We start from the raw sequence: 20,534 nt of genomic DNA on the forward strand, positions 1-20,534 counted from the left end.
GGAAATTTTCCCCACGTATGTTTAACCCTTGAAGTGTAAACGGAGGTTTTATGAAGCCAAACAAGTTGTACCTGCGGACCCTGCTCGCCGGCATTCCGCTCGCCCTGTCCAGTCTGGTCGTCTCGGCCCAGACGACGCCACCCGGTCGGACGCTGGCGGCGCAGTGCGCCCAGTGTCATGGCACCAACGGAAACGGCCCCGGTTTCGACGAACTGGCCGGCAAGTCGGCCCATGAACTGTACAGCGAATTGCAGGAAATGAAGGCCAGACCGGTGGAAGGCATCATGGACCGTCAGGCCCGCGGCTACACCGACGAGCAACTGCGCCTGATTTCGGAATATCTGTCCACCCAGCCTGGCAACGGCGGCGATTGAGCGAACCGGAGATTAAAAATGCATCGATTTAACAGAAGAGATTTCCTCAAGTCGGCTGGCGCGATTGCTGCCTTTGCCGCTATTCCGCGCGCCGTCAGCGCTGCCGTCACCAGCCCGCGTGTCGTTGTCGTCGGCGGCGGCTTTGGCGGCGCTACCGTGGCCAAATATCTGCGCATGTGGGGCGGCAATGTCCAGGTGACCCTGGTCGAGCCGAACGCCACGCATATTTCCTGCATACTTTCCAATCTGGTCGTCACCGGCGCCCTTTCAATGAGCCGTATCACGCTGGCTTACGACTCACTGAAGACCACCCATGGCGTTTCCGTGCTGCAGGGCAAGGCGCTGGCCATCGATCCGGCCGGCAACCGCCTGACGGTGCAAACCGCCGCCGGCAACGAGGTGCTCGACTACGACCACCTGGTCCTTTCACCTGGCATCGATTTCACGCCGGCATCCGGCAACTGGAATCCGAACCTGACGCCGCATGCCTGGCAGGCCGGCCCCCAGACCACCCTGCTCAAGAACCAGCTAGCCGCGATGCGTGGCGGCGACACCTTTGTGTTGACCGTGCCCAAGTCGCCTTACCGCTGTCCGCCGGGACCGTACGAGCGGGCCTGTGTCGTCGCCGACTACCTGCGCGCCAAGAAGCGGACCGGTGCCAAGGTTCTCGTGCTTGATGCCAACGCCGGCATTCAGGCCGAACCGGAGGCTTTTGGCCATGCCTTCAGCGTGACCCACGCCGGCCGCATCCAGTACGTGCCCAATGCCAACGTCGTCAGCGTCGATTCGGCGACACGCAGCATCGTGACGTCGGCCATGAGTGTCAGCAATGCCAAGGTGCTCAATTACATTCCGAATCAGCGGGCGGGGGCGATTGCCGCCAGCCTGGGCGTGAATCTGGCCGGTTTCGTGCCGGTTAGCCCCCTGAGCTACGGAACGCTCGCTTATCCGAACATCCACGTCATCGGCGACTCCTGCGCCGTGCCGGCCAGTGATGGCAAGGCGGTTCCCAAGTCCGGTCACATGGCCAACTCGCAGGCCAAGGTTTGCGCCGACGCCATTCTGCGGACGCTGAGCGGCGAGGTGCTGGACCAGAACGTCGCGACCAACTCGGCCTGCTACAGCCCGATTACGTCCCGCACGGCGTCCTGGCTATCGGCCAACTTCGTCTATGGCAACATCTACGACGTCAATGGCGCGGTCAAGGGCAAGGGCATGCATCGCACCGACCTCGGCGAGGCACCGAGCAATGGCGTGGACGGTGACAGCTATCAGGACATGTTTACCTGGGCCGAGAGCATCTTCGCCGACAGCTTCAAATAAGAAAGATTGCAGCGCAGCGGCCATCCACCAGGGTGGCCGCTTTTTGTTGCCCGGGTTTTCTGGACCAAGCAGCAGTCTGACCAGAGGTCATTCGCTCACGATCCTGCGGTCAACCGGAAAAAATGGCCAAAAATGAAATGTTCCCGCGCCATTGGGCTTATCCATCACCGGTTTCCGGACGTTTATTCAGCGCAGCTTAAGCCGTGCCTGAGCTGCCGCCGATCCGCAAACAACGAGCAAAAGTTCGCCTGGCCGGTCCGTGAATAGTCCGAACGTACTAGTAGCTAGCTACTTGGCGCACATCTACCTGTAATAACTGACCTTCATCATAGGTGGGCAGGGGGAGCGTGATCTGGTTGTCGTGTCGGGCATGCGCGGGGTGTGTATGGCGTTGCCCGCCACAAGCCGGATCGTCACCCCTTGAAACATTGACCCTACCTCGTACTCTCGCCAGCCAGGAGCATCATAAAATGCAAAAGAAGTACCTCAACATTGCCGTAGCCAGCGCCCTTGCCGCCATGTCTGTCGGCGCTCACGCCGCCGATACTTATTTCGACAACTTCACCCCGCTGACCGCCTCGGCCGGTGCGACCGCTACTCCGGCCACGCCGATTACGCTGTCCAGCCCGAATTTCACCCAGGTCACCATTGCTGACAAATTAACCCAGAACACGCTGGTTCCGGGCAGCAACTCGGGTAACTGGGACATGATGACCGCTAACGAAACCGGCCCGAATGCCGGCCGCTATCTGTTCATGCCGTTCGAAACCGGCACCGGCGGCGTCCAGCGCGTCGACCTGTGGAATAACAACTACAACACCCGTACCGTGACCATCGTTGCGCCGGGCTCGCAAGGCTTTGTTTCCGGCGACGCTTCCCGCTGGACTCCGTGGGGCAGCTACCTGACGGCCGAAGAATCTTGGTCCACTGGCGGCAACGGAAAGGGCCGCCTCTTTGAGGTGACCAATGCCACGACCGCCGGCGCCAACGGCGGCAGCTTCGTTCAGCGCAGCATCATTCCGCGCGTCTCGCACGAAGGCCTGGCTTTTGACCAGCAGAAGTCGATGTACTTCATCGACGAACTGAACGGCGGCTCGATCTACAAGTACGTTTCGGCCAACCCGAATGCCACCAACGGCAACGATTACTTCGCTGCCGGCCAGACATTCGCCGCCAAGGTTAACGGCGGCAGCAACGCCAATGCCGTTGGCGCAATCTCGTGGGCAGCCATCACCGATGTAAACGGTGCTGCACTTGCTGGCGTTTCGACCGTGCTGGCTGACAACACCATCGACGGCCGTGCCTCCGCCAACACCGTCGGTGGCACTGATTATCAGCGTCCGGAAGATATCGAAATCGGCAAGCTCGCCAATGGCCAGCAAGTGATGTATATCGCCACGACAACCACCAACGAAGTTTACCTGTTCAACCTCGACACCAACCAGGCCACTGTGTTTGCCAACGCCTCGACTATCGACCTCGCAACCGGCCTGCCCGTCGGTAGCGCTGCCTTTACGAGCCCGGACAACATCGCTATTGATGCTGCAGGCAACCCGTACATCATCGAAGACCGCAACGGCGCTGTTGATGACGACATCTGGTTTGCCAAGGATATCAACCACGATGGCGACTTGCTCGATGCCGGCGAAGGCCTGGCTCGCTGGGCTTCCAACGGTACGCCGGGTTCGGAATTCACCGGTCTGTATTTCGACAAGTTCGACGCGAACAAGGCTTATGTGAACATCCAGCACCCGGGCGACGGTGTCGATCGCCTGATCCAGATCACCGCTGTTCCGGAGCCGGAAACCTACGCCATGTTCCTGGCCGGCCTGGGCCTAGTCGGCTTTGCCGCCCGTCGCCGCAACAAGCGTTAAGTTCAGGTAGCTTTTTCGCGCTACCCAGCCCGGCTTCGGCCGGGCTTTTTTCGTTTACAGCTAGGTCTACGGTCAACCGGAAAAAATGCCCAAAAACGAAAACCGCCGGCCAAGCACCACCGCATAAAAATGATCATTGCATTGCAGAACGGTGCGCATTTGTGACAATGATTGATCATTCGCCCTACGCCATGCTGCTGGCCGGTCTGGGCCTGATCGGCTTCGCGGTGCGCCGCAAGTCCGCCTGATTCTCGTTTCATGTGGCGTATCCCGCACGCGGTACGCCACTCGCCGACTCGTTCAGCGGTTGCGATTGCGCAGGTCGCGGTCGATTTCGAGCAGCGCGTCGAGTTTCTTTTGCAGGTCGTCGAGCTTTTTCTGCAACTCTTCACTCTGCTTCTGCGATTCCTTGAGCGACAGATCCAGCCGGCGTTTTTCGGCATAGCACTGACGCTGCTCCTTGACCAACTGGCGCTCAAGATCGGCAATTTTCTGGATATCGCTGGCCGCACGGTCGGGGATGGCATCAACCACCACTTCCGGCTCGGCGGCCATTTTGTCCCCGCTCCTTGTCGCACAGCCAACGAGGCTGGCGGCTATGGTCACCACAGTGAGGAGGTTGCGAAGGTGTTTCAACATGGTGCGGACTCGGTCATTCGGTTGTTGTCTCAGGTCAGGGACTGGCGACGGCAGGATACGACGAAACTGCGTGTCGGCCGAAGATGAGCTCATTTTAGTTCGCCGCGCGGGTGCACGAAAAGTTTCGGTGCAACGGGCAGCCCGGGTGGCGATACCGTTTGGTCAAGTAAATTGCTTGGTAAATTCGTCGTTCTGCCCTGGGACAAATCTCAGACGCTGAACTGCAGCGTTGCCCTGCGCAGGCCTTCGGCCGACGAGGCTACTTCCTTTGCCGTGGTGGACGATTTGGCGGCGGCACCGGCGCCCTGTTCGATCATTTGGGCGACGCGCTCGGTGTTCCGGGCGATCTGCTCGGCGGCTTGACGCTGCTCGGCGAGGACATCGACGATGTCGTTGGTGGCGTGCATCGTGCGCTCGCAGTTGTCCTTGATGGTCGATATTGCAGCGCTGGCATTTGAAGCGAGCTGGGTGCCATGCTCGGCGAGATGGGCTGTCGTGGCGACCGCTTCGGCGGTTTCCCGGGCGGCGCCGTCGAGCAGTTTGACCAGATTTTCGATCTTGTGCGTGGTGCTGGCGGTGTGGTTGGCGAGCTTGCGGACTTCGTCGGCGACCACGGCAAAGCCGCGTCCGGCTTCGCCGGCGCGCGCTGCCTCGATGGCGGCATTGAGCGAGAGCAGGTTGGTCTGTTCCGATATTTCCTTGATTTCCTGGGCGAAACGGGCGATTTCCTGCGTGTGCTGCTTGAGGTCGCTCATTGTCCGGGTCGACAACTTTGCCTGGACGGCGATATTGCCGATTTCGCTGATTGCTTCAAGAATGATGCTGCCGCTTTCGTCAGCCTTGTCGCGGGTCAGGCGTCCCGCATCGGCGGCGGCGCCGGCGCTGTCGGCCATGACGGTGATGGCCACGGTCAGTTCCTGGATGGCGGCGGTAATCAGGGCGGCGGCTTCGCTTTGGGCGCCGGCCGCCTGGGCGACATCGTCGGCCGAGGTGCTCAGGGCCTGCGCGTTGCCCGAGGTCTTTTCCGCGTCCAGCTTGACTTGCCCGATCAGGCTGCGCAGGCGTTTCTGCATTGCCTCGACGGAGGCGACCAGCGAGTCGGCGGCAGCCTTGCCGGACTGGATGGTGCCGGTCAGGTCGCCTTCGGCTACCCGACGGGTGGCGGCAACGACCGGTTCGAGATCGCCGCCCAGTCGCGCCAGGATGCGTCCGCCCAGCATCGCGGCGAGCAACAGCGAGGCAGCCGAACCACCCAGGCCGACGACGAGGACGAGGATCAGGCTGGCCATGAAGCGCCGGTCGGCATGCTGCGAGGCTTCACTGACCAGAACGGTCGTGGCGGTGCTGATCGCCTGGTAGGCGATGGCCAGTTGTTCAATGAGTTGGTGCTCGGTGCCGCGCAGGGCGGCGTCCACCATGACCGTATATTTGGGCATGCCGGCTTCGTTCTCGGCGATTACATCGTCGTACAGCTTGTTCAGTTCCAGCGCCTGCTGGCGGATTTCGGGCAGATTCCCGGTTCCCTTGATCGTTCCTGCTGCGTCGATCTTTTCCAGTTCCTCGATCTGTTGCCAGAATTTGGCGCGCTCAGCGAGAAATTCTTTTTGGGCTTTCTCGAATTCTTCGGGCATGAAATTGCGAATGACCATGTCCTTCAGGCCGCGCAACTGGGCTTGAAAGGCGTTCTGGGCGCCGCTGACCAGGGTGAGGGCGTGGGTCGAGCGCTCAACATCATGAGCGACCAACTGGGTGTCGTTACGAAAGGTGTTGAGCGAATAGAGAGCGGTCGACAGCAAAATCAGGCCAGAAATGGCGCCGATGCCAACCATGACGAGCAGCCGCAGGCGAATGGAGAGTTTGTCAAACAAGATCATGGGGAAGTCCCGAGTACCGGATGGACTGCATCGTAACGTTGCAATATTTCATATTGATGTCGATTATTGGGTCTGTTGGCGCTTGTTATGAATTTGGAATGTGATAATTGGCAAGTTTGTTGAATTTTAATTTTTGCCAAATTTTCCGGTTGACCGTGGCACAGGTCTCGCGCGGCGTCATGGGTGGACTCCGCACCATAATTCGACGATACTCGAACTATGGAAACGTTAAACGCCGCCGAACTCCTTGCCGCCTTGGGTCATGAATCCCGTCTGGCCATCTTCCGCCTGCTCGTCGAAGCCGGGCCGGCGGGCGTCAACGCCAGCGCCATCGGCGAACAGCTGGGCATGGCGCCGGCCACGCTGTCCTTCCACTTGGCCCATTTGAGCCGGGTCGGGTTGATTGCCGGCGAACGGGAAAGCCGCTTTATCCACTACTCGGCCAATTTCGCCACGATGGATGAACTGATCGCCTTCCTGACCAGCAACTGCTGCCAGGGCGAAGCCTGCCTGCCGAAAACCACGTGCTGCGACACCACCGAAAAGCGTCGCGCCAAAATTCGAAAGACCGCCTGATGTCGAAACTCAAAACCGTGCTCGTGCTGTGCACCGGCAACTCCTGTCGCTCGCAGATGGGCGAAGCGATCATCAATCACGATCTGGCCGGCCTGGTGCGCGGCATTTCGGCCGGGACCAAGCCGCAGCCCAAGGTCGCCGACGGCGCCATCGAGGCGCTGAAGCTGGCCGGCCTGCCTACCGAGGGGCTGTACGCCAAGGATGTCGAAGCCGTCATGGGCGAGCCGATCGACCTCGTGGTCAGCGTCTGCGACAACGCCAAGGAAACCTGCCCAGTCTTTCCGCGCCCCGTGCCGCGCATACACCTGCCGTTCCACGACCCGCATGGCGAGCCGCTGGAAAGTTTCATTGCCGTCCGGGACGATATCCGCGCCCGCCTGATCCCCGCCGTGCGCGCCGCGCTGGGCCTCTAAGGAGCCGCCATGACCGTCCAATGTGAAATCACCGCCAAGGCTGCCGCTGGCGCGCCGATGAGTTTCTTCGAGCGTTACCTGACCATCTGGGTCTTCCTCTGCATCGTCACCGGCATCGTTTTCGGCCAGTTCGCGCCGACCCTGTTCCAGGCCATCGGCCGCATGGAGGTGGCCCAGGTCAACCTGCCGGTCGGGCTGCTCATCTGGGTCATGATCATCCCGATGCTGGTCAAGGTCGATTTCGGCGCCCTGGCCGAAATGAAGCAGCACGTCCGCGGCATCGGCGTCACGCTGTTTGTGAACTGGCTGGTCAAGCCGTTCTCGATGGCCTTCCTTGGCTGGCTGTTCATTCGCCAGCTGTTCGCGCCCATGCTGCCGGCCGATCAGCTCGACAGCTACATCGCCGGACTCATCCTGCTCGCCGCGGCGCCGTGCACGGCCATGGTCTTCGTCTGGAGCCGGCTGACCAACGGCCATCCGCTGTTCACGCTGTCGCAGGTCGCCCTCAACGACACCATCATGGTCTTCGCCTTCGCGCCGCTCGTCGCCTTCCTGCTCGGCATCTCGGCAATTACGGTGCCCTGGGACACACTGCTGACCTCGGTCGTGTTGTACATTGTCATACCGGTCGTGATCGCCCAGCTCTGGCGCAAAGCCTTGCTCGCCAAGGGGCAGGGTGCCTTCGACGCCGCCATGGAGAAAATCGGCCCGTGGTCCATTACCGCCTTGCTCGCCACCTTGGTGCTGCTCTTCGCCTTTCAGGGCGAAGCCATCCTGCGCCAGCCGTTGATCATCGGCCTGCTTGCCGTGCCCATCCTGATCCAGGTTTTCTTCAATTCGGCGCTGGCCTACTGGCTCAACCGCAAGGTCGGCGAGAAACACAATGTCGCCTGCCCTTCGGCGCTGATCGGCGCCAGCAATTTCTTCGAACTGGCCGTCGCGGCGGCCATCAGCCTGTTCGGCTTCGAATCGGGGGCGGCGCTGGCCACCGTGGTTGGCGTGCTGATCGAAGTGCCGGCCATGCTGCTGGTCGTCAAGGTCGTCAATTCGACCAAGGGGTGGTACGAGGCAGGCTAAGTTGGGAAGGGGGCTGAAATGGAATGGATGATCACCGCATTACAGGGCGGCCTGGCCAGCCTGGCCTCCTACCTCGCGGCCCACGTGCTGCTCTGCCTGGTGCCGGCCTTCTTCATCGCCGGCGCGCTGTCCGCACTGGTGCCGCAGCAATCGATTGTGCGCTTCCTCGGGCCGAATACCTCTAAATGGGTGTCCTATCCGGCGGCGGCCGGGGCCGGCAGCCTGCTCGCCGTCTGCTCGTGCACCATCCAGCCGCTGTTTGCCGGCATCTACAAAAAGGGCGCCGGGCTCGGGCCGGCCATCACCTTCCTGTTCTTCGCGCCGGCCGCCAACATCCTGGCCCTGGCCTACACCGGCGTCGCGCTTGGCGCCGACTTTGCCATTGCCCGCATCGTGCTCGCCCTGTCCTTCGGCATCGGTATCGGGATGATCATGGCGGCGCTGTTCCGTGAAGGCGATGTCGCCCGGCTGGCCGACGTCGAGACTTTCTCGGCTGGCGAAGGCATCCCGAAACGCACGCTGCTCTTCCTCGGTGTCCTCGTGGCCTTGCTCATTGCCGGCACGCTCAAACTCGATTTCCTGACCACCGGTCTGTTCCGGCTGGAACTGCCCTGGACCGGCGCCGCTGCAATACAGGCCGGGCTCGACCAGCTGGTGCCGGTCAACGAAGCGGCCGGGGCCGAAGGGCTGAGCCTGCAGGGCCTGATCCTGATCGGCCTGCTCGGCGCCATCGGTGTCTTTGCCTGGAAAGGGTTGGGCCAGATTGACAACGGTTTCAACCGCCTGACCCCGGTCGCCCTGGCGCTCACCGCGCTGACCCTGGCCTTCGCCGCGCTCGGCATGCGCGTCAACGAAACCGGTGTGTTGCTCACCGTAACCGGCCGAACGCTCGCCGTGTCCGCCCTCTGTCTCGCTATCTGGCCTTTGGCCCGGCGCTTCGACGCTTGGGACGTGCAGCAATGGCTGTGGGAAACCTGGCGCTTCGTGAAGCAGATTTTCCCGTTGCTCGTCGTCGGCGTCTTCCTCGTCGGCATCATCCGGGTCTTCATCCAGCCCGAGTGGATACGCAGCATCGCCGGCGCCAATACCGTTCTCGCCAACATGGCGGGCGTCGTCTTCGGCATTTTCATGTATTTCCCGACCCTGGTCGAAGTGCCCATCGCCAAGATGTTCCTGTCGCTCGGCATGCACCCGGGGCCGCTCATCGCCTACCTGATGGCGGACCCCGAGTTGTCGCTGCAGAGCATTTTGATTACCACCGCGATCATCGGCAAGCTCAAGGCCTGGACCTACGTTGGCCTGGTCGCAGTGTTCTCGACGCTGGCCGGCCTGACTTACGGCGCCTGGGTCGATGGCACATCGTTGTTGCTACTGGCGCCGGGTGTGGTCGGCTTCGTCGCGCTGATCATCACCTCGTTGCACCTGATCGAACGTGGCCGCAAGGCCAAACTGAGGAGTGAATCATGCTGATCAAGATTCTCGGCAGCGGCTGCGCCAAGTGCAACCGCCTCGAACAACTGACCCGCGAAGCGGTGGCCGAACTGGGCGTTGAAGCCACCTTCGAACACGTCAAGGACATGGACAAGATCATGGCCTATCCGATCATGACCACCCCGGCCCTCGTTGTCGATGAAACGGTCAAGGTCTCCGGCCGCATGCCGAGCAAGGATGAATTGCTCGGCTGGCTGAAGGCAGGCTAATCAGTCGGGAATGTTCGGCTCGACCAGCTTGGCCAGCTGTTCGAGCGATTCCTGCCAGCCGAGGTAGCACATCTCGGTCGGAATGACCGCCGGTATGCCTTCCTGCACGATGCTCAACTCGGTGCCGCAGGAGACGGCTTTCAGGCTCACCGTCGTCTGCATTTCACCCGGCAGGTTCGGGTCGTCGAATTTGTCCGTGTAGCGGATCTTCTCGCCGGGCACTAGTTCCAGATATTCGCCGCCAAACGAATGGCCGTGGCCGGTGGAAAAGTTGGTGAACGACATCCTGAAGCCGCCGCCGACCTTGGCATCCAGATCATCCACCTTGCACGTAAAACCGTAAGGCGGAAGCCACTTGGCCATGGCATCGGCATCCAGAAAAGCCCGATAAATCCGCTCCGGATCTGCCCGCAGTACGCGGTGAAGCTTGACGGTTCCTGTACTCATTGTCCCTTCTCCTTTTAATTCATGGTCTGGCATGGACCGCGGTTATGTCAGAAGGTTGCGGCAAAGCCGATTTCAAAATTGGCCATTTTTTCCGGTTGACCGTAGCAATGGGAATCCAGCTGATCCCGCTGGTTACGGCGACCGCACCCTAGCCATTCGCCCTGAAGGCATCGTGGAAAGAGACCGTACCCTGCGGTGCATCCCCGCTGAAAGGCAAAGCGAAAAAAACCTCCGGCGGCACACCCGCAAGCGCCAGCCCCGGCGTGTTCTTGAAGCCGAATTTCCGGTAGTAATCGGGATGCCCGACAAGGCAACATCCTTGCCCACCGAGCTTCTTCAGCCGCGTCAGCCCTTCCTGTATCAGCGCTTTTCCAACCCCCTGCCGCTGGTATTCCGGCAACACCGAAACAGGCCCCAAGCCGTACCAGTTGCGAGTCCCATCCGACATGTCCAGCGGAGAGAACGCAATATGCCCGATCACCCGGCCATCCAGCTCAGCCACCAGCGATATAGTCAGGGCCCCGGCAGCGCGTAGCGCCGAAATGACGAACTGTTCCGTGTGGCTACTGATTTCCAGCGTTTTGAATGCGGCCACCGTCACCTCGGTTATTGCGCTCGCATCAGCCCCGGTTTCGTCCCTGATGACCATCTTCAGATTCATGGATTTTGCTTTCCCGTTTTTGTGAATCGCTGGGGTACTCCCTGCTGCATCATGGAGCCAACCCAACTACGCGGCTTTTTGCTCAGATCGGGGTGAGCGAAGGGTTCGGCCGCACTTTGGATTCCGAGTTAGTTGAAGCGCTTGGCAAGCCGAGGGTAGAGGCGGTCGAGGTCCTCTTCAGACCATTCATCGCCTGCCGGGCCATTCGATTGAACGCCGGATGGACGGGACGGAAACGCGGCGTACTTGAGGCCGGTCTTCCGACACCAAGCGTCAATGCCGACAGACTGCCAGCCTTCGACTTGGCAGTCGTCGTCTTCGTCGCTCTCCTGGACCAGGGACGCAAGTTTGTCAGGAACAGCGTTCGCCGCATTGAAGACCTTCTCTCCGCGAGAAATGAGCCAGCCCCTGAAATAGTCGAATCCATCGTCGGAGCAGCCCCCTCCGATCACGTAGGCTGCGCCCCACAAGGGCCACGTGTAGGAAGACTGAAAGTGGGAGTTGAAGATGTTCTGGAACTCGACAATGTCTTCCACGGACAAATCGTCCAGTAGAGCCCCGAGTTCTTCAAGCTGCTGCGCAGGGTCTCCGTCAGATGCTTGACGAGATTTGTCGATGAGTTTCCAGAACGAGGTGTTGTCCATAGCTTTTCCTTGAGATGGATGATCGGGACAGATGCCTTGCGGCCCAAGCCCCTTGCCGGTGCGGTCCGCTCGAGTGACGGGGCAGGTGGTGTTGATGTCCATGGCCAATGCTACCGAACAGCAGCCAGCTTTCGGGAGGCGGCAGCAAGGAGAACCCGGGAATACGCTTTGTGAAAGCCAAGCAGTGCTCTGAACTGCCACCCCATGTGAGGAACGCCAGAACCGGCAGAGCGGCTTGGAACCACAGCAGAACCAAAGTACAGCCTCGTAGTGGAACTGCCCGACTCAACAGCGGATGCCATTAGCCATGATCGCGTCCGGCCAGCGGCGAGCAGGACTTCATTCGGGCTGCTTTGCTCGACGGACCAGGCTGAGAACTTGCTCAAACTCCCGGCCGCAAGCTGATGGGCCTCGGCGTCGGTAGACGGGTAAGACATGAACTTGGCGAGCAGCCAGCGCTCGACTTTGAAAACGGAAGTTGTGTAGAACGCCTCAACGAACTCACTTTGCGTTACTTGTCTATTTAAATCAACAGCATAACAATCCGTGTAAGCACCGCTCTGAGCGTAGATCCCGAGTTGGGTGCCGGTAGGTAGCGGGCAAGGACGAACGGATGCCATGGTGTGTTTTTCAGGCGTCTAACGACGCTGTAGAAAAATAGTATTCATGCCGTCATCGTGCCGTGAACCATATGGAATAACAAGGTTCAAACCTGAAGCCCGGTTCAGGAAAGCGCCATGGCCCGTTACAAAGCAATCGATACCAGCCCAGCAGTCCGCATCGAGAATGCTACGGTCGACCGGAAAAAAGCCTGAAAACGAAAATGGCGCAGACCAAACCTGCGCCATTTCGTTGTCGAAAATCGAGCTGGAAAAGGGTTTTTCTACAGCGTCAACGTTCGAGGTAACCGGCGACCGGAGCGCGCAGCTTGCCGGTCGTCCAGTTGACCGAGGGGGCGGGCGTCACTACTTGGTACACTCCCCACTGGATTTCTTGAGCTCCATGATTACGACGTGCGTGGGTGTTTGACCGATGTTCTCTCCGACGTGGGTTTGCTCTTCCGACCACATGACGTCTCCCTCTTTGAACTGGCGAGTGAGTACCTTTCCGTCTGGTAGGGTCAGCGTCCGTTTGAATGGAGACAGCGCATAAAGGACGAACGGTGGATGTTTGTGCTGGTGTGTCTTCTCGCCAGGGAGGTCGTGATAGTCAAGGACTCTGACGCACTCGTTCTCCAGAATGACCTTGTACTTGTCACCATCGGTTTGAACAGCGTCCTGTGCGAACGCAGAAGTTGCAAGGAGGGCGGCGGCTGCAAGGGTTGGGGCGCGTAGCATATTGACGTCCTTATCTGCCGGGGCGATCACTGGAGCACGAGTGCCAGCCCCGACGAGTGGCAAACGAGCCGGGCATCCGGCTGGGTGCCAACGCAATTATGCGCAGGTGACGCCCAACGTCTGAATTTACCGGCCTGCGCGGCTTTTTGCGCAGGTCCGGTGGAATGATGGGTTAGCCTTCTTCAAAGAGTGCTTGCCTGTTCTTTTCGATAGCATTTGACAGCTTTTCCTTCAATTCTTCGTGATTAGTAAAATAGTTCATGTTCATATGAATATCGAAATGGATGGCTGTTTTGGTGCCCGGCTTAGCGACACTTTGTTTGCTGGCTACGTAGATAACCTTCTTTCCTAGTGCCTCTGCAAATCCTGCTTCAAAGTAGCACGATGGCCTCTCATCGGTCAGATCGGCGACGACGAATTGAGCGGCCCGAATTTCCTTCTTGATTCTTCCTACGAGATCTTCTAATGCGTGTTCTTTATCGATTCTGATCGCAATCGCGCCTGCTTCCGAGATCACTTGCTCAACTGCCTCAAATCTCTGGTCATACTCCCTAAAAATGCGCTGTTGCTCCTGGTCGCCGTGTTTTTCGCCTTGAATCGGAGTGATAACAAAAACCTTTGGTTTCTTTGTTGATAACAGTGCCTCCGCCTTGGTAGCAAAGCGGCCATATAGATTCTTTTTGCCCTTAATTATGTCGGCGATAACTGTCCCGCTTTTTTTATTCCAAGGGGTTTTTGTCTCGTAAATCCGAAGCTCCAAAACCTGATAGGACTGGAGTTTGTTTCCCCATTTCGCGGTAATGACCCCATTTGCAATGAAGGGAATCACTATTTCAGACAGAACTTCGCTGTCTGAACGATTCGGAATTGTCTTTTGCCTGTCACCTGACAGGATGGCGATAGTGTGAAACGGCATAAGTTTCTTTCAATAGCGAGGCTGGATAATGTTGTTGAAGGCTAACGTTTAGTAGACACCCTGACAGGTGTCTACTTCCCGCCAGCGTGGTGTATAAAAACTAAAATAAACTGATAGCATTTTGATTATTAATTCTTCGTTGGAAACTGCCATGTCTGACGAATCGCCTTCTACACCACAGCTGCCAAAGTTGCTTGATCAGGTGCGGGATCGGATTCGGGTGAAGCATTACAGCATCCGAACCGAAGCGCAATATCTGCAATGGATAAGGTGTTTTATTCATGTTTCATGACAAACGGCATCCTCGTGACATGGGCGCTGGCGAGGTTGAGGCGTTTTTGACGCATCTGGCCGTTGAGGGCAGGGTGGCGGCTTCGACGCAGAATCAGGCGCTGTCGGCTTTGCTTTTCCTCTATCGCGAAGTGCTCGGGATCAATTTGTCCTGGCTGGATGGCGTCGTTCGCGCCAAGCTGCCGCAGCGGTTGCCGGTGGTCCTGACGCGGCGGGAGGTCGGCGGCTTGCTGGATCGTATGAACGGGCTGCACGGCATGATGGCGCGGCTGCTTTACGGCACCGGCTGCGCTTGATGGAGTGCGTGCGGCTACGAGTCAAGGACGTCGAGTTCACGCGCGGGGAGATCGTGGTGCGTGACGGCAAGGGGGCGAAGGATCGGGTGACGATGTTGCCGCAGTCGCTGGTCGGGCCTTTGCTGGATCATTTGCGCTGGCGCCGCCAGTTGTTTGATGATGACAAGGCCAAGGGCCGGGCGGCGATCTATCTGCCCAATGCGCTGGATAGAAAGTACCCGAACGCCGAGACGGATTGGGCCTGGCAGTATATGTTTCCGGCTGCCGGTTTTTCGATTGACCCGCGCAGCGGCGCGGAACGGCGCCACCATGTCGATGAAAAGGCCTTGCAGCGGGCGGTCAAGAAGGCGGTGCAGGCCAGCGACATCGCCAAGCTGGCAACGCCGCACGCCTTCCGCCATTCTTTCGCCACGCACCTGCTGCAGTCCGGTTACGATATTCGCACCGTGCAGGAACTGCTCGGCCACGCCGATGTGGCAACGACCATGATCTACACGCATGTGCTCAACAAGGGTGGGCGCGGCGTGACTTCTCCGCTGGATGCAATGTAAATAACGATGTCCGAAGACCTGTTTTCAAATGCTGGTGCGCAAGCCCAGCACGCCCCGCTCGCCGAGCAATTGCGCCCCAAAACGCCGGACGACGTGATCGGCCAGCAGCACCTGCTTGGCGCCGGCAAGCCGCTGCGCCTTGCCTTCGAATCCGGCCAGCCGCATTCGATGATTCTCTGGGGGCCGCCGGGCGTTGGCAAGACGACGCTGGCGCGGATGATGGCAACGCAGTTTCAATGCGAGTTCATCGCGCTGTCGGCCGTATTTTCGGGCATCAAGGAAGTGCGCGAAGCCGTGGCGCAGGCCGAGATGTGGCGCACGCAGGGCCGTCGCACCATCCTCTTTGTCGATGAAATCCACAGGTTCAACAAGGCCCAGCAGGATGGTTTTCTGCCCTTTGTCGAATCCGGCCTGCTCACCTTCATTGGCGCCACCACCGAAAACCCCTCGTTCGAACTGAACTCCGCTTTGCTGTCGCGGGCTTCGGTCTATGTGCTCAAGTCGCTCGACGAAGCCGAGATGGGCCAGCTTTTCGACCGCGCCTGCGCTCAGGCGCTGGCCGACCTGAGCTTTGAAGCTGCTGCCCGCGAACGCCTGATCGGTCTGGCCGATGGCGATGCCCGGCGTTTGCTCAACCTGCTCGAACAGGTGCGCACGGCTGCGCGAACGGCCGGCCTTGACACGGTCGACGGCGAATTTATCGAAAAAACGATGGCGCAGAGCCTGCGCCGTTTCGACAAGGGCGGCGACGCCTTCTACGACCAGATCTCGGCCCTGCACAAATCGGTGCGCGGTTCGAACCCGGACGGCGCGCTCTACTGGCTGACCCGCATGCTCGACGGCGGCGCCGATGCCCGTTACCTCGCCCGGCGCATCGTCCGCATGGCCTGGGAAGACATCGGTCTGGCCGACCCGCGCGCCATGCAGATCGCCAACGACGCAGCCGAAACCTACGAACGCCTCGGCTCGCCCGAGGGCGAACTGGCGCTCGCTCAGGCGGTGATTTATCTCGCTGTCGCCGCCAAGTCAAATGCCGGCTACATGGCCTACAACGCCGCCCGCGCCTACGTGAAGCAGGACGGCTCGCGCCCGGTGCCCAACCACCTGCGCAACGCGCCGACCAAGCTCATGAAGGAACTCGGCCACGGCCACGCCTACCGCTACGCCCACGACGAACCGGAAGCCTACGCTGCCGGCGAAACCTACCTGCCGGACGGCATGGTCGAACCGGGCTGGTACGAGCCGACGCCGCGCGGGCTGGAAGGGCAGATCGGCCAGAAGCTGGCGTACTTGCGCGAACTGGATCGCAAGGCCGGCAAGAAATAATGGACATGCTCCAGACCATCGCGCTGTCGGCCGGCCTGGCCTGGGCGAGCGGCCTGCGGCTGTATCTGGTGGTTTTTCTGGCCGGTCTGTTGAGTTATTTCGGCTACCTGCAGCTGCCGGAAACGCTGGCCATGCTGCGCAACCCGCTGGTCATCGGCACGGCGGGCGTCATGGCTTTCGCCGAGTTGATTGCCGACAAGATTCCCGCCTTCGATTCGCTGTGGGACAGCTTCCAGACTTTCATTCGCATTCCCGCCGGCGCCTTGCTTGCCGCCTTTGCCATGGGCGAGGTCGATCCGGCGTGGGCGGTGGCGGCCGGGCTGATCGGCGGCACGATCACGGCCGGTACGCATTTCGCCAAGGCCGGCAGCCGGCTGGCCATCAACACCTCGCCCGAGCCGTTTTCGAACTGGATCGCCTCGTTCGGCGAGGAGGGCATGGTGCTCGGCGGGCTATGGGCCATGCTCGCTTCGCCGCTGGTCTTCCTCGGCTTGCTCGTCGTTTTTCTGGTGCTCGCCGGCTGGTTGCTGACGCGCTTCTGGTCGCTGCTCAGCCGTCTGATCCGGCGACCATCACGCCTTTCGGCGTGAGAACCAAACCCTTCTTTTCATAGAGCAGCACCGGGCAGCGCTTGGCATCGTGGTAGATGCCGACGCAGTCGAGGCACTGGAAGCAGGCGTCGTAACGGATTTCGCCGGTCGGTTCGATGGCGTCGTAAGCGCATTTGGCCTTGCAGCTCTGGCAAGGCTTGCCGCACTCGACGCGGCGGGTCAGCCAGTCGAAACGGCGCAGCCGCCCGCCGAGCGACATGACTGCGCCGAGCGGGCAGATGAAGCGGCAGAAAAACTTGTAATAGAAGGCGCCGGCGACGAGCAGCGCAACGGCGTAGGCGACGAATGGCCAGCTGCGGTCGAAACCGACGGTGATCGCCGTCTTGAACGGTTCCAGTTCGTTGAGGCTTTCGCCCTGGCGCGGCACGAACAGGGCGGCGCCGACCAGCACGGCGAGGGCGATATAGCGGCCCCACTCAAGGCGCTTGGCCACCGCCAGCGGAATATGCAGACGCGGCAAATGCAGCTTGCGGGCGAGTAGCCCGACAAACTCCTGCAGCGCGCCAAACGGGCATAGCCAGCCGCAGAAGGTGCCGCGACCCCAGACGATAAAGCTGATCAGCGTGAAGGCGATGAGCAGCAGCGAAATCGGGTCGTAGAGGAAACTCGACAGGCCCTGGCCGGATTTCAACGCCTTGAGGGCGCCGGTGACCTGGACGATGGAAAGCTGCCCCTGCACATACCAGCCGACGTAGAGCAACGTGAAGGCGAGAAAGCCGAGGCGGAATATTTTCAGGCGACGGGCGTCGACTGAAATCCAGCGCGGCCGGGCGAGGGCGATGCTGAGCACGATCAGGGCGGCGCTCAGGATGCTCAAGTCAAGCCAGCGCTGCTGCCAGGCCAGCACCCATTCCGGCAGCGGCTCGGGCGGGTAGCTGAACAGGCGGCTGGGTGGTGCGTATTTGAGGGTCACCGTTTTGTGCGTGAGGGTGGGCAGGATCATGCCTTTGGCGCGCGTGATGGTCAGCGTCAGGTCGAGCGGGCGGCCGGGATCGAGGCCGGCTTCGGCATAGACGCCGAATAGCCGCGAGGTGTTGAGTTCGGGCGGCCCGGCGATGTTCTTTGGCTCGAAACCCTGGTCGCGCAGTTCGAGAAACAGGCCGTCCTGCGCCATGCTCAGGCGCGAGGACTGACCGCCCGGTACGAAGTTGTCATCAACGATGGGGTAGCGCCCGGCCGAGGCGATCCACCACAGGTGGCGGTTTTCAAAGTTGCGGGTCATCGCCTCCTTGTACTGCGCCTCGCCAAGGATGGCGCGGCCGATGCTCGGCGTGTTGAGGTAGGCGATGTAGATGTCGGTGAACACGGCCTCCGGCTGGGCCAGACCTTCTTCATCAACCTCGGCGCCATCGGTGCCGACAAAGAGCTTTTCGACGTCCGCATTGCTCAGCCGCAAATGGCCGACCATGCCGTTCTTGAGCATCTCCGCAAAGGCAACCGGGTCGTCAACGTCGGTGCGGACCTGTGCAGATGGGCCGCGCTTGCTGCGGTCGGCAAAACCCAGCTTGGCGCGGGCCACTTCAAGGGCGGCGCCGAGCACGCTCTGGTTGACGATGCGCACCGAGGCGGTGGCCTTGGCCACGCCGTCCAGCGTGGTCTGGTCGCTGCGCGTGTCGGCCGGGCCGCTGCGATTGCGCGCCGCATTGAGGGCGATCAGGAACTGCTGCTTGATGTTGCGACCGGCGTACTGGGTGACGAATTCGCGCAGGGGCGCTTCGCCGAGGCCGCCGAGAAAGACCGGCTCATGCTGGCGCAGTAGCTCGACGTTCATGAAATTTCCCTTGCGGTCGATCGAGACCAGGAAATTCATCGGCGTGCCTTCGAAGCCGGGGACCGGCGCCAGATCGATCGATTCGAAAACATAGCCGACAGGTCCGGCTTCCGGCTCCAGTTCGCTGGTCAGCGGCCAGGCGGGAATCTGCGTCAGCTTGTCCTGAACGTGCAGTGGCGGCTCGAAGCGGCGTTCGATATCGGCCTTGCTCAGGTCGCCGGCGTGGGCAGCCGCGAAGATGCCGGCGCCGGCAAGCAGGCAGGCGGCGGTGAAATGGCGAAAGAACGACACGGCTTTGCGGCGCGACTGCTGTGCAACGGGAATTGGATTTTCCATTGCGGTCTCCGAGGGTGCGCGGGCATATTCGGATATGTATTTTTATGCTGTCCATGGTACCTAAAATTTCCTGCCCGCGGCGGGCAAATGCCGACCTCGGCGCCGCCTGGCTCGGCTTGCCATGTCCCTCGCGTATAATTTCATTTTTGGCCGATTTTTCCGGTTGACCGTAGCAAAGCCGGTCCGCCGCCGCGATTCAGGAATAAACATGCTCGATATCCAACAACTCCGCTCCAACCTCGATGCCGTGGCCGAAGGCCTGGCCAAGCGCGGCAAGCCCATCGATTTCACCGAATTCAAGACGCTTGAGGCCGAGCGCAAGACGCTGCAGAGCCGCACGCAGGAGCTGCAGGCCCAGCGCAATTCGTTGTCCAAGCAGATCGGCATGTTGAAAGGGCAGGGCAAGGATGCTTCCGAAGTCATGGCGCAGGTTGGCGCCTTGGGTGACGAGTTGAAGACCTCCGAAGCCCGTCTCGGCGAATTACTCGAACAGTTCACCGCCATTCTGGCCGCGCTGCCGAACATTCCCGACGAGTCCGTGCCGGTCGGTTCCGACGAAACCGGCAATGTCGAAATCAAGCGCTGGGGCACGCCGCGCAGCTTCGATTTCCCGGTCAAGGATCACACCGATGTCGGCGAACAGCTCGGCCAGCTCGACTTCACCACCGCCGCCAAGATCGCCGGTTCGCGCTTCTCGCTGCTCAAGGGCGGCCTGGCTCGCCTGCACCGTGCGCTTGCCCAGTTCATGCTCGATACCCACACGGCCGACCACGGCTATACCGAACTCTACGCGCCTTACCTCGTCAATGCCGCCAGCCTCTACGGCACCGGCCAGTTGCCGAAATTCGAGGAAGACCTGTTCAAGGTGCTGCGCGGCGACCAGGACCCGCTCTACCTGATCCCGACGGCCGAAGTGCCGGTGACCAACATCGTCCGCGATGAAATCCTCGCCGCCGAAAGCCTGCCGCTCAAGTTCGTCTGCCACACGCCGTGCTTCCGTTCCGAAGCCGGTTCCGGCGGTCGTGACGTGCGCGGCATGATTCGTCAGCACCAGTTCGACAAGGTCGAATTGGTCCAGGTCGTCCATCCGGAACAATCGGCCGAAGCGCACGAAGCGCTGACCCGCCACGCCGAAGTGATTCTCGAAAAGCTGGAACTGCCGTACCGCCGTATGGCGCTGTGTTCCGGCGACATGGGGTTCTCTGCCGCCAAGACCTACGACCTCGAAGTCTGGCTGCCGGCCCAGAACACCTATCGCGAAATCTCGTCCTGCTCGAACTTCGGCGCCTTCCAGGCCCGGCGCATGCAGGCGCGTTTCCGCAACGACAAGAACAAGCCGGAGCTTTGCCATACGCTGAACGGTTCAGGTCTGGCCGTTGGCCGCACGCTGGTCGCCATCCTCGAAAATTATCAGCAGGCCGACGGCAGCGTGACCATTCCGGCCGCGCTGCGCCCGTACATGGGCGGGCTGGAAGTTCTCTCAGTCAGCTAAGTTGG

The 20,534-nt window shown here is 60.6% G+C and carries 23 protein-coding genes; 15 read left to right on the top strand and 8 right to left on the bottom strand.

Features of this window, described 5'->3' with window-relative positions; genetic code table 11:
• Nucleotides 1-50 precede the first annotated feature (50 nt).
• From KI613_RS07015 to KI613_RS21375, 4 genes are all read left to right on the top strand, one after another.
• Nucleotides 51-374: a c-type cytochrome gene (locus KI613_RS07015; RefSeq protein ID WP_226404520.1), complete on the top strand. Its 324-nt coding sequence runs from the start codon at nt 51-53 to the stop codon at nt 372-374.
• An 18-nt stretch (nt 375-392) separates the two neighbouring features.
• A complete protein-coding gene (locus KI613_RS07020) occupies nt 393-1,697 on the top strand; it encodes an FAD-dependent oxidoreductase (RefSeq protein ID WP_226404522.1) in 1,305 nt (434 codons plus the stop codon).
• Nucleotides 1,698-2,167: 470 nt separating this feature from the next.
• Complete coding sequence (locus KI613_RS07025; protein ID WP_226404524.1) at nt 2,168-3,571, top strand: alkaline phosphatase PhoX; 1,404 nt, start codon at nt 2,168-2,170, stop codon at nt 3,569-3,571.
• A 191-nt stretch (nt 3,572-3,762) separates the two neighbouring features.
• Nucleotides 3,763-3,819 (top strand): PEP-CTERM sorting domain-containing protein, encoded by a 57-nt coding sequence (locus tag KI613_RS21375; protein WP_226405719.1) that lies wholly within the window; start codon nt 3,763-3,765, stop codon nt 3,817-3,819.
• A 52-nt stretch (nt 3,820-3,871) separates the two neighbouring features.
• On the opposite strand, the gene KI613_RS07035 is transcribed toward KI613_RS21375, so the two are convergent.
• Together KI613_RS07035 and KI613_RS07040 are read right to left on the bottom strand one after the other, a co-directional pair.
• Complete coding sequence (locus KI613_RS07035; RefSeq protein ID WP_226404526.1) at nt 3,872-4,210, bottom strand: protein bicaudal D homolog; 339 nt, start codon at nt 4,208-4,210, stop codon at nt 3,872-3,874.
• Between the two features lie 209 nt (nt 4,211-4,419).
• Nucleotides 4,420-6,084, bottom strand: coding sequence for a methyl-accepting chemotaxis protein (locus KI613_RS07040; protein WP_226404528.1), 1,665 nt, complete (start codon nt 6,082-6,084; stop codon nt 4,420-4,422).
• 219 nt (nt 6,085-6,303) lie between these two features.
• Here KI613_RS07040 and KI613_RS07045 point away from each other — a divergent pair, with 219 nt between their 5' ends.
• Genes KI613_RS07045 through KI613_RS07065 form a run of 5 tightly spaced genes read left to right on the top strand, consistent with a single transcriptional unit; the run spans nt 6,304 to nt 9,850 of the window.
• Nucleotides 6,304-6,660: an ArsR/SmtB family transcription factor gene (locus KI613_RS07045; RefSeq protein WP_226404530.1), complete on the top strand. Its 357-nt coding sequence runs from the start codon at nt 6,304-6,306 to the stop codon at nt 6,658-6,660.
• A complete protein-coding gene (locus KI613_RS07050; protein ID WP_226404532.1) occupies nt 6,660-7,073 on the top strand; it encodes an arsenate reductase ArsC in 414 nt (137 codons plus the stop codon). Before KI613_RS07045 ends, KI613_RS07050 begins: the two co-directional genes overlap by 1 nt.
• Before the next feature lie 9 nt (nt 7,074-7,082).
• Nucleotides 7,083-8,150, top strand: coding sequence for an ACR3 family arsenite efflux transporter (gene arsB / locus KI613_RS07055; RefSeq protein ID WP_226404534.1), 1,068 nt, complete (start codon nt 7,083-7,085; stop codon nt 8,148-8,150).
• A gap of 18 nt (nt 8,151-8,168) precedes the next feature.
• Entirely contained in the window at nt 8,169-9,620 is a 1,452-nt protein-coding gene (locus KI613_RS07060) for a permease (RefSeq protein ID WP_226404536.1), read from the top strand.
• Complete coding sequence (locus KI613_RS07065; RefSeq protein WP_226404538.1) at nt 9,614-9,850, top strand: thioredoxin family protein; 237 nt, start codon at nt 9,614-9,616, stop codon at nt 9,848-9,850. Before KI613_RS07060 ends, KI613_RS07065 begins: the two co-directional genes overlap by 7 nt.
• On the opposite strand, the gene KI613_RS07070 is transcribed toward KI613_RS07065, so the two are convergent.
• The 5 genes from KI613_RS07070 to KI613_RS07090 form a co-directional block, all read right to left on the bottom strand.
• The gene (locus tag KI613_RS07070; RefSeq protein ID WP_226404540.1) at nt 9,851-10,297 is read right to left on the bottom strand and encodes an SRPBCC family protein; all 447 of its coding nucleotides are present in this window, start codon (nt 10,295-10,297) and stop codon (nt 9,851-9,853) included.
• A 148-nt stretch (nt 10,298-10,445) separates the two neighbouring features.
• Nucleotides 10,446-10,958, bottom strand: coding sequence for a GNAT family N-acetyltransferase (locus tag KI613_RS07075; RefSeq protein WP_226404541.1), 513 nt, complete (start codon nt 10,956-10,958; stop codon nt 10,446-10,448).
• A 128-nt stretch (nt 10,959-11,086) separates the two neighbouring features.
• The gene (locus tag KI613_RS07080) at nt 11,087-11,704 is read right to left on the bottom strand and encodes a DUF4240 domain-containing protein (protein ID WP_226404543.1); all 618 of its coding nucleotides are present in this window, start codon (nt 11,702-11,704) and stop codon (nt 11,087-11,089) included.
• 863 nt (nt 11,705-12,567) lie between these two features.
• A complete protein-coding gene (locus KI613_RS07085; RefSeq protein ID WP_226404545.1) occupies nt 12,568-12,939 on the bottom strand; it encodes a cupin domain-containing protein in 372 nt (123 codons plus the stop codon).
• 172 nt (nt 12,940-13,111) lie between these two features.
• Nucleotides 13,112-13,855 (bottom strand): nucleoside 2-deoxyribosyltransferase, encoded by a 744-nt coding sequence (locus KI613_RS07090; RefSeq protein WP_226404547.1) that lies wholly within the window; start codon nt 13,853-13,855, stop codon nt 13,112-13,114.
• A 151-nt stretch (nt 13,856-14,006) separates the two neighbouring features.
• Here KI613_RS07090 and KI613_RS21445 point away from each other — a divergent pair, with 151 nt between their 5' ends.
• The 5 genes from KI613_RS21445 to KI613_RS07110 are packed head-to-tail and all read left to right on the top strand — an operon-like array spanning nt 14,007 to nt 16,909.
• On the top strand, nt 14,007-14,147 hold the full coding sequence (locus KI613_RS21445; RefSeq protein WP_455424131.1) for a phage integrase N-terminal SAM-like domain-containing protein: 141 nt from the start codon (nt 14,007-14,009) through the stop codon (nt 14,145-14,147).
• Complete coding sequence (locus KI613_RS21450) at nt 14,137-14,442, top strand: phage integrase N-terminal SAM-like domain-containing protein (RefSeq protein ID WP_226404549.1); 306 nt, start codon at nt 14,137-14,139, stop codon at nt 14,440-14,442. The genes KI613_RS21445 and KI613_RS21450 overlap by 11 nt, the downstream gene beginning before the upstream one ends.
• 8 nt (nt 14,443-14,450) lie before the next feature.
• Nucleotides 14,451-14,993: an integron integrase gene (locus tag KI613_RS21455; RefSeq protein ID WP_455424132.1), complete on the top strand. Its 543-nt coding sequence runs from the start codon at nt 14,451-14,453 to the stop codon at nt 14,991-14,993.
• 6 nt (nt 14,994-14,999) lie between these two features.
• Entirely contained in the window at nt 15,000-16,319 is a 1,320-nt protein-coding gene (locus KI613_RS07105; RefSeq protein WP_226404553.1) for a replication-associated recombination protein A, read from the top strand.
• Between the two features lie 5 nt (nt 16,320-16,324).
• Nucleotides 16,325-16,909 carry a DUF4126 domain-containing protein gene (locus tag KI613_RS07110; RefSeq protein WP_226404555.1) on the top strand — a complete coding sequence of 195 codons (585 nt, stop codon included), beginning with the start codon at nt 16,325-16,327 and terminating at the stop codon, nt 16,907-16,909.
• Here the strand turns inward: KI613_RS07110 and KI613_RS07115 are convergent.
• Entirely contained in the window at nt 16,869-19,037 is a 2,169-nt protein-coding gene (locus tag KI613_RS07115) for a 4Fe-4S binding protein (protein ID WP_226404557.1), read from the bottom strand. The two genes, KI613_RS07110 and KI613_RS07115, sit on opposite strands and share 41 nt — an antisense overlap.
• Before the next feature lie 208 nt (nt 19,038-19,245).
• Here KI613_RS07115 and serS point away from each other — a divergent pair, with 208 nt between their 5' ends.
• Nucleotides 19,246-20,529, top strand: a complete 1,284-nt coding sequence (gene serS / locus KI613_RS07120) for a serine--tRNA ligase (protein WP_226404559.1) — start codon at nt 19,246-19,248, stop codon at nt 20,527-20,529.
• The last annotated feature ends 5 nt before the right edge of the window (nt 20,530-20,534 follow it).

Origin of the sequence: Ferribacterium limneticum, from assembly GCF_020510585.1 — a bacterium.
GTDB lineage: Bacteria > Pseudomonadota > Gammaproteobacteria > Burkholderiales > Rhodocyclaceae > Azonexus.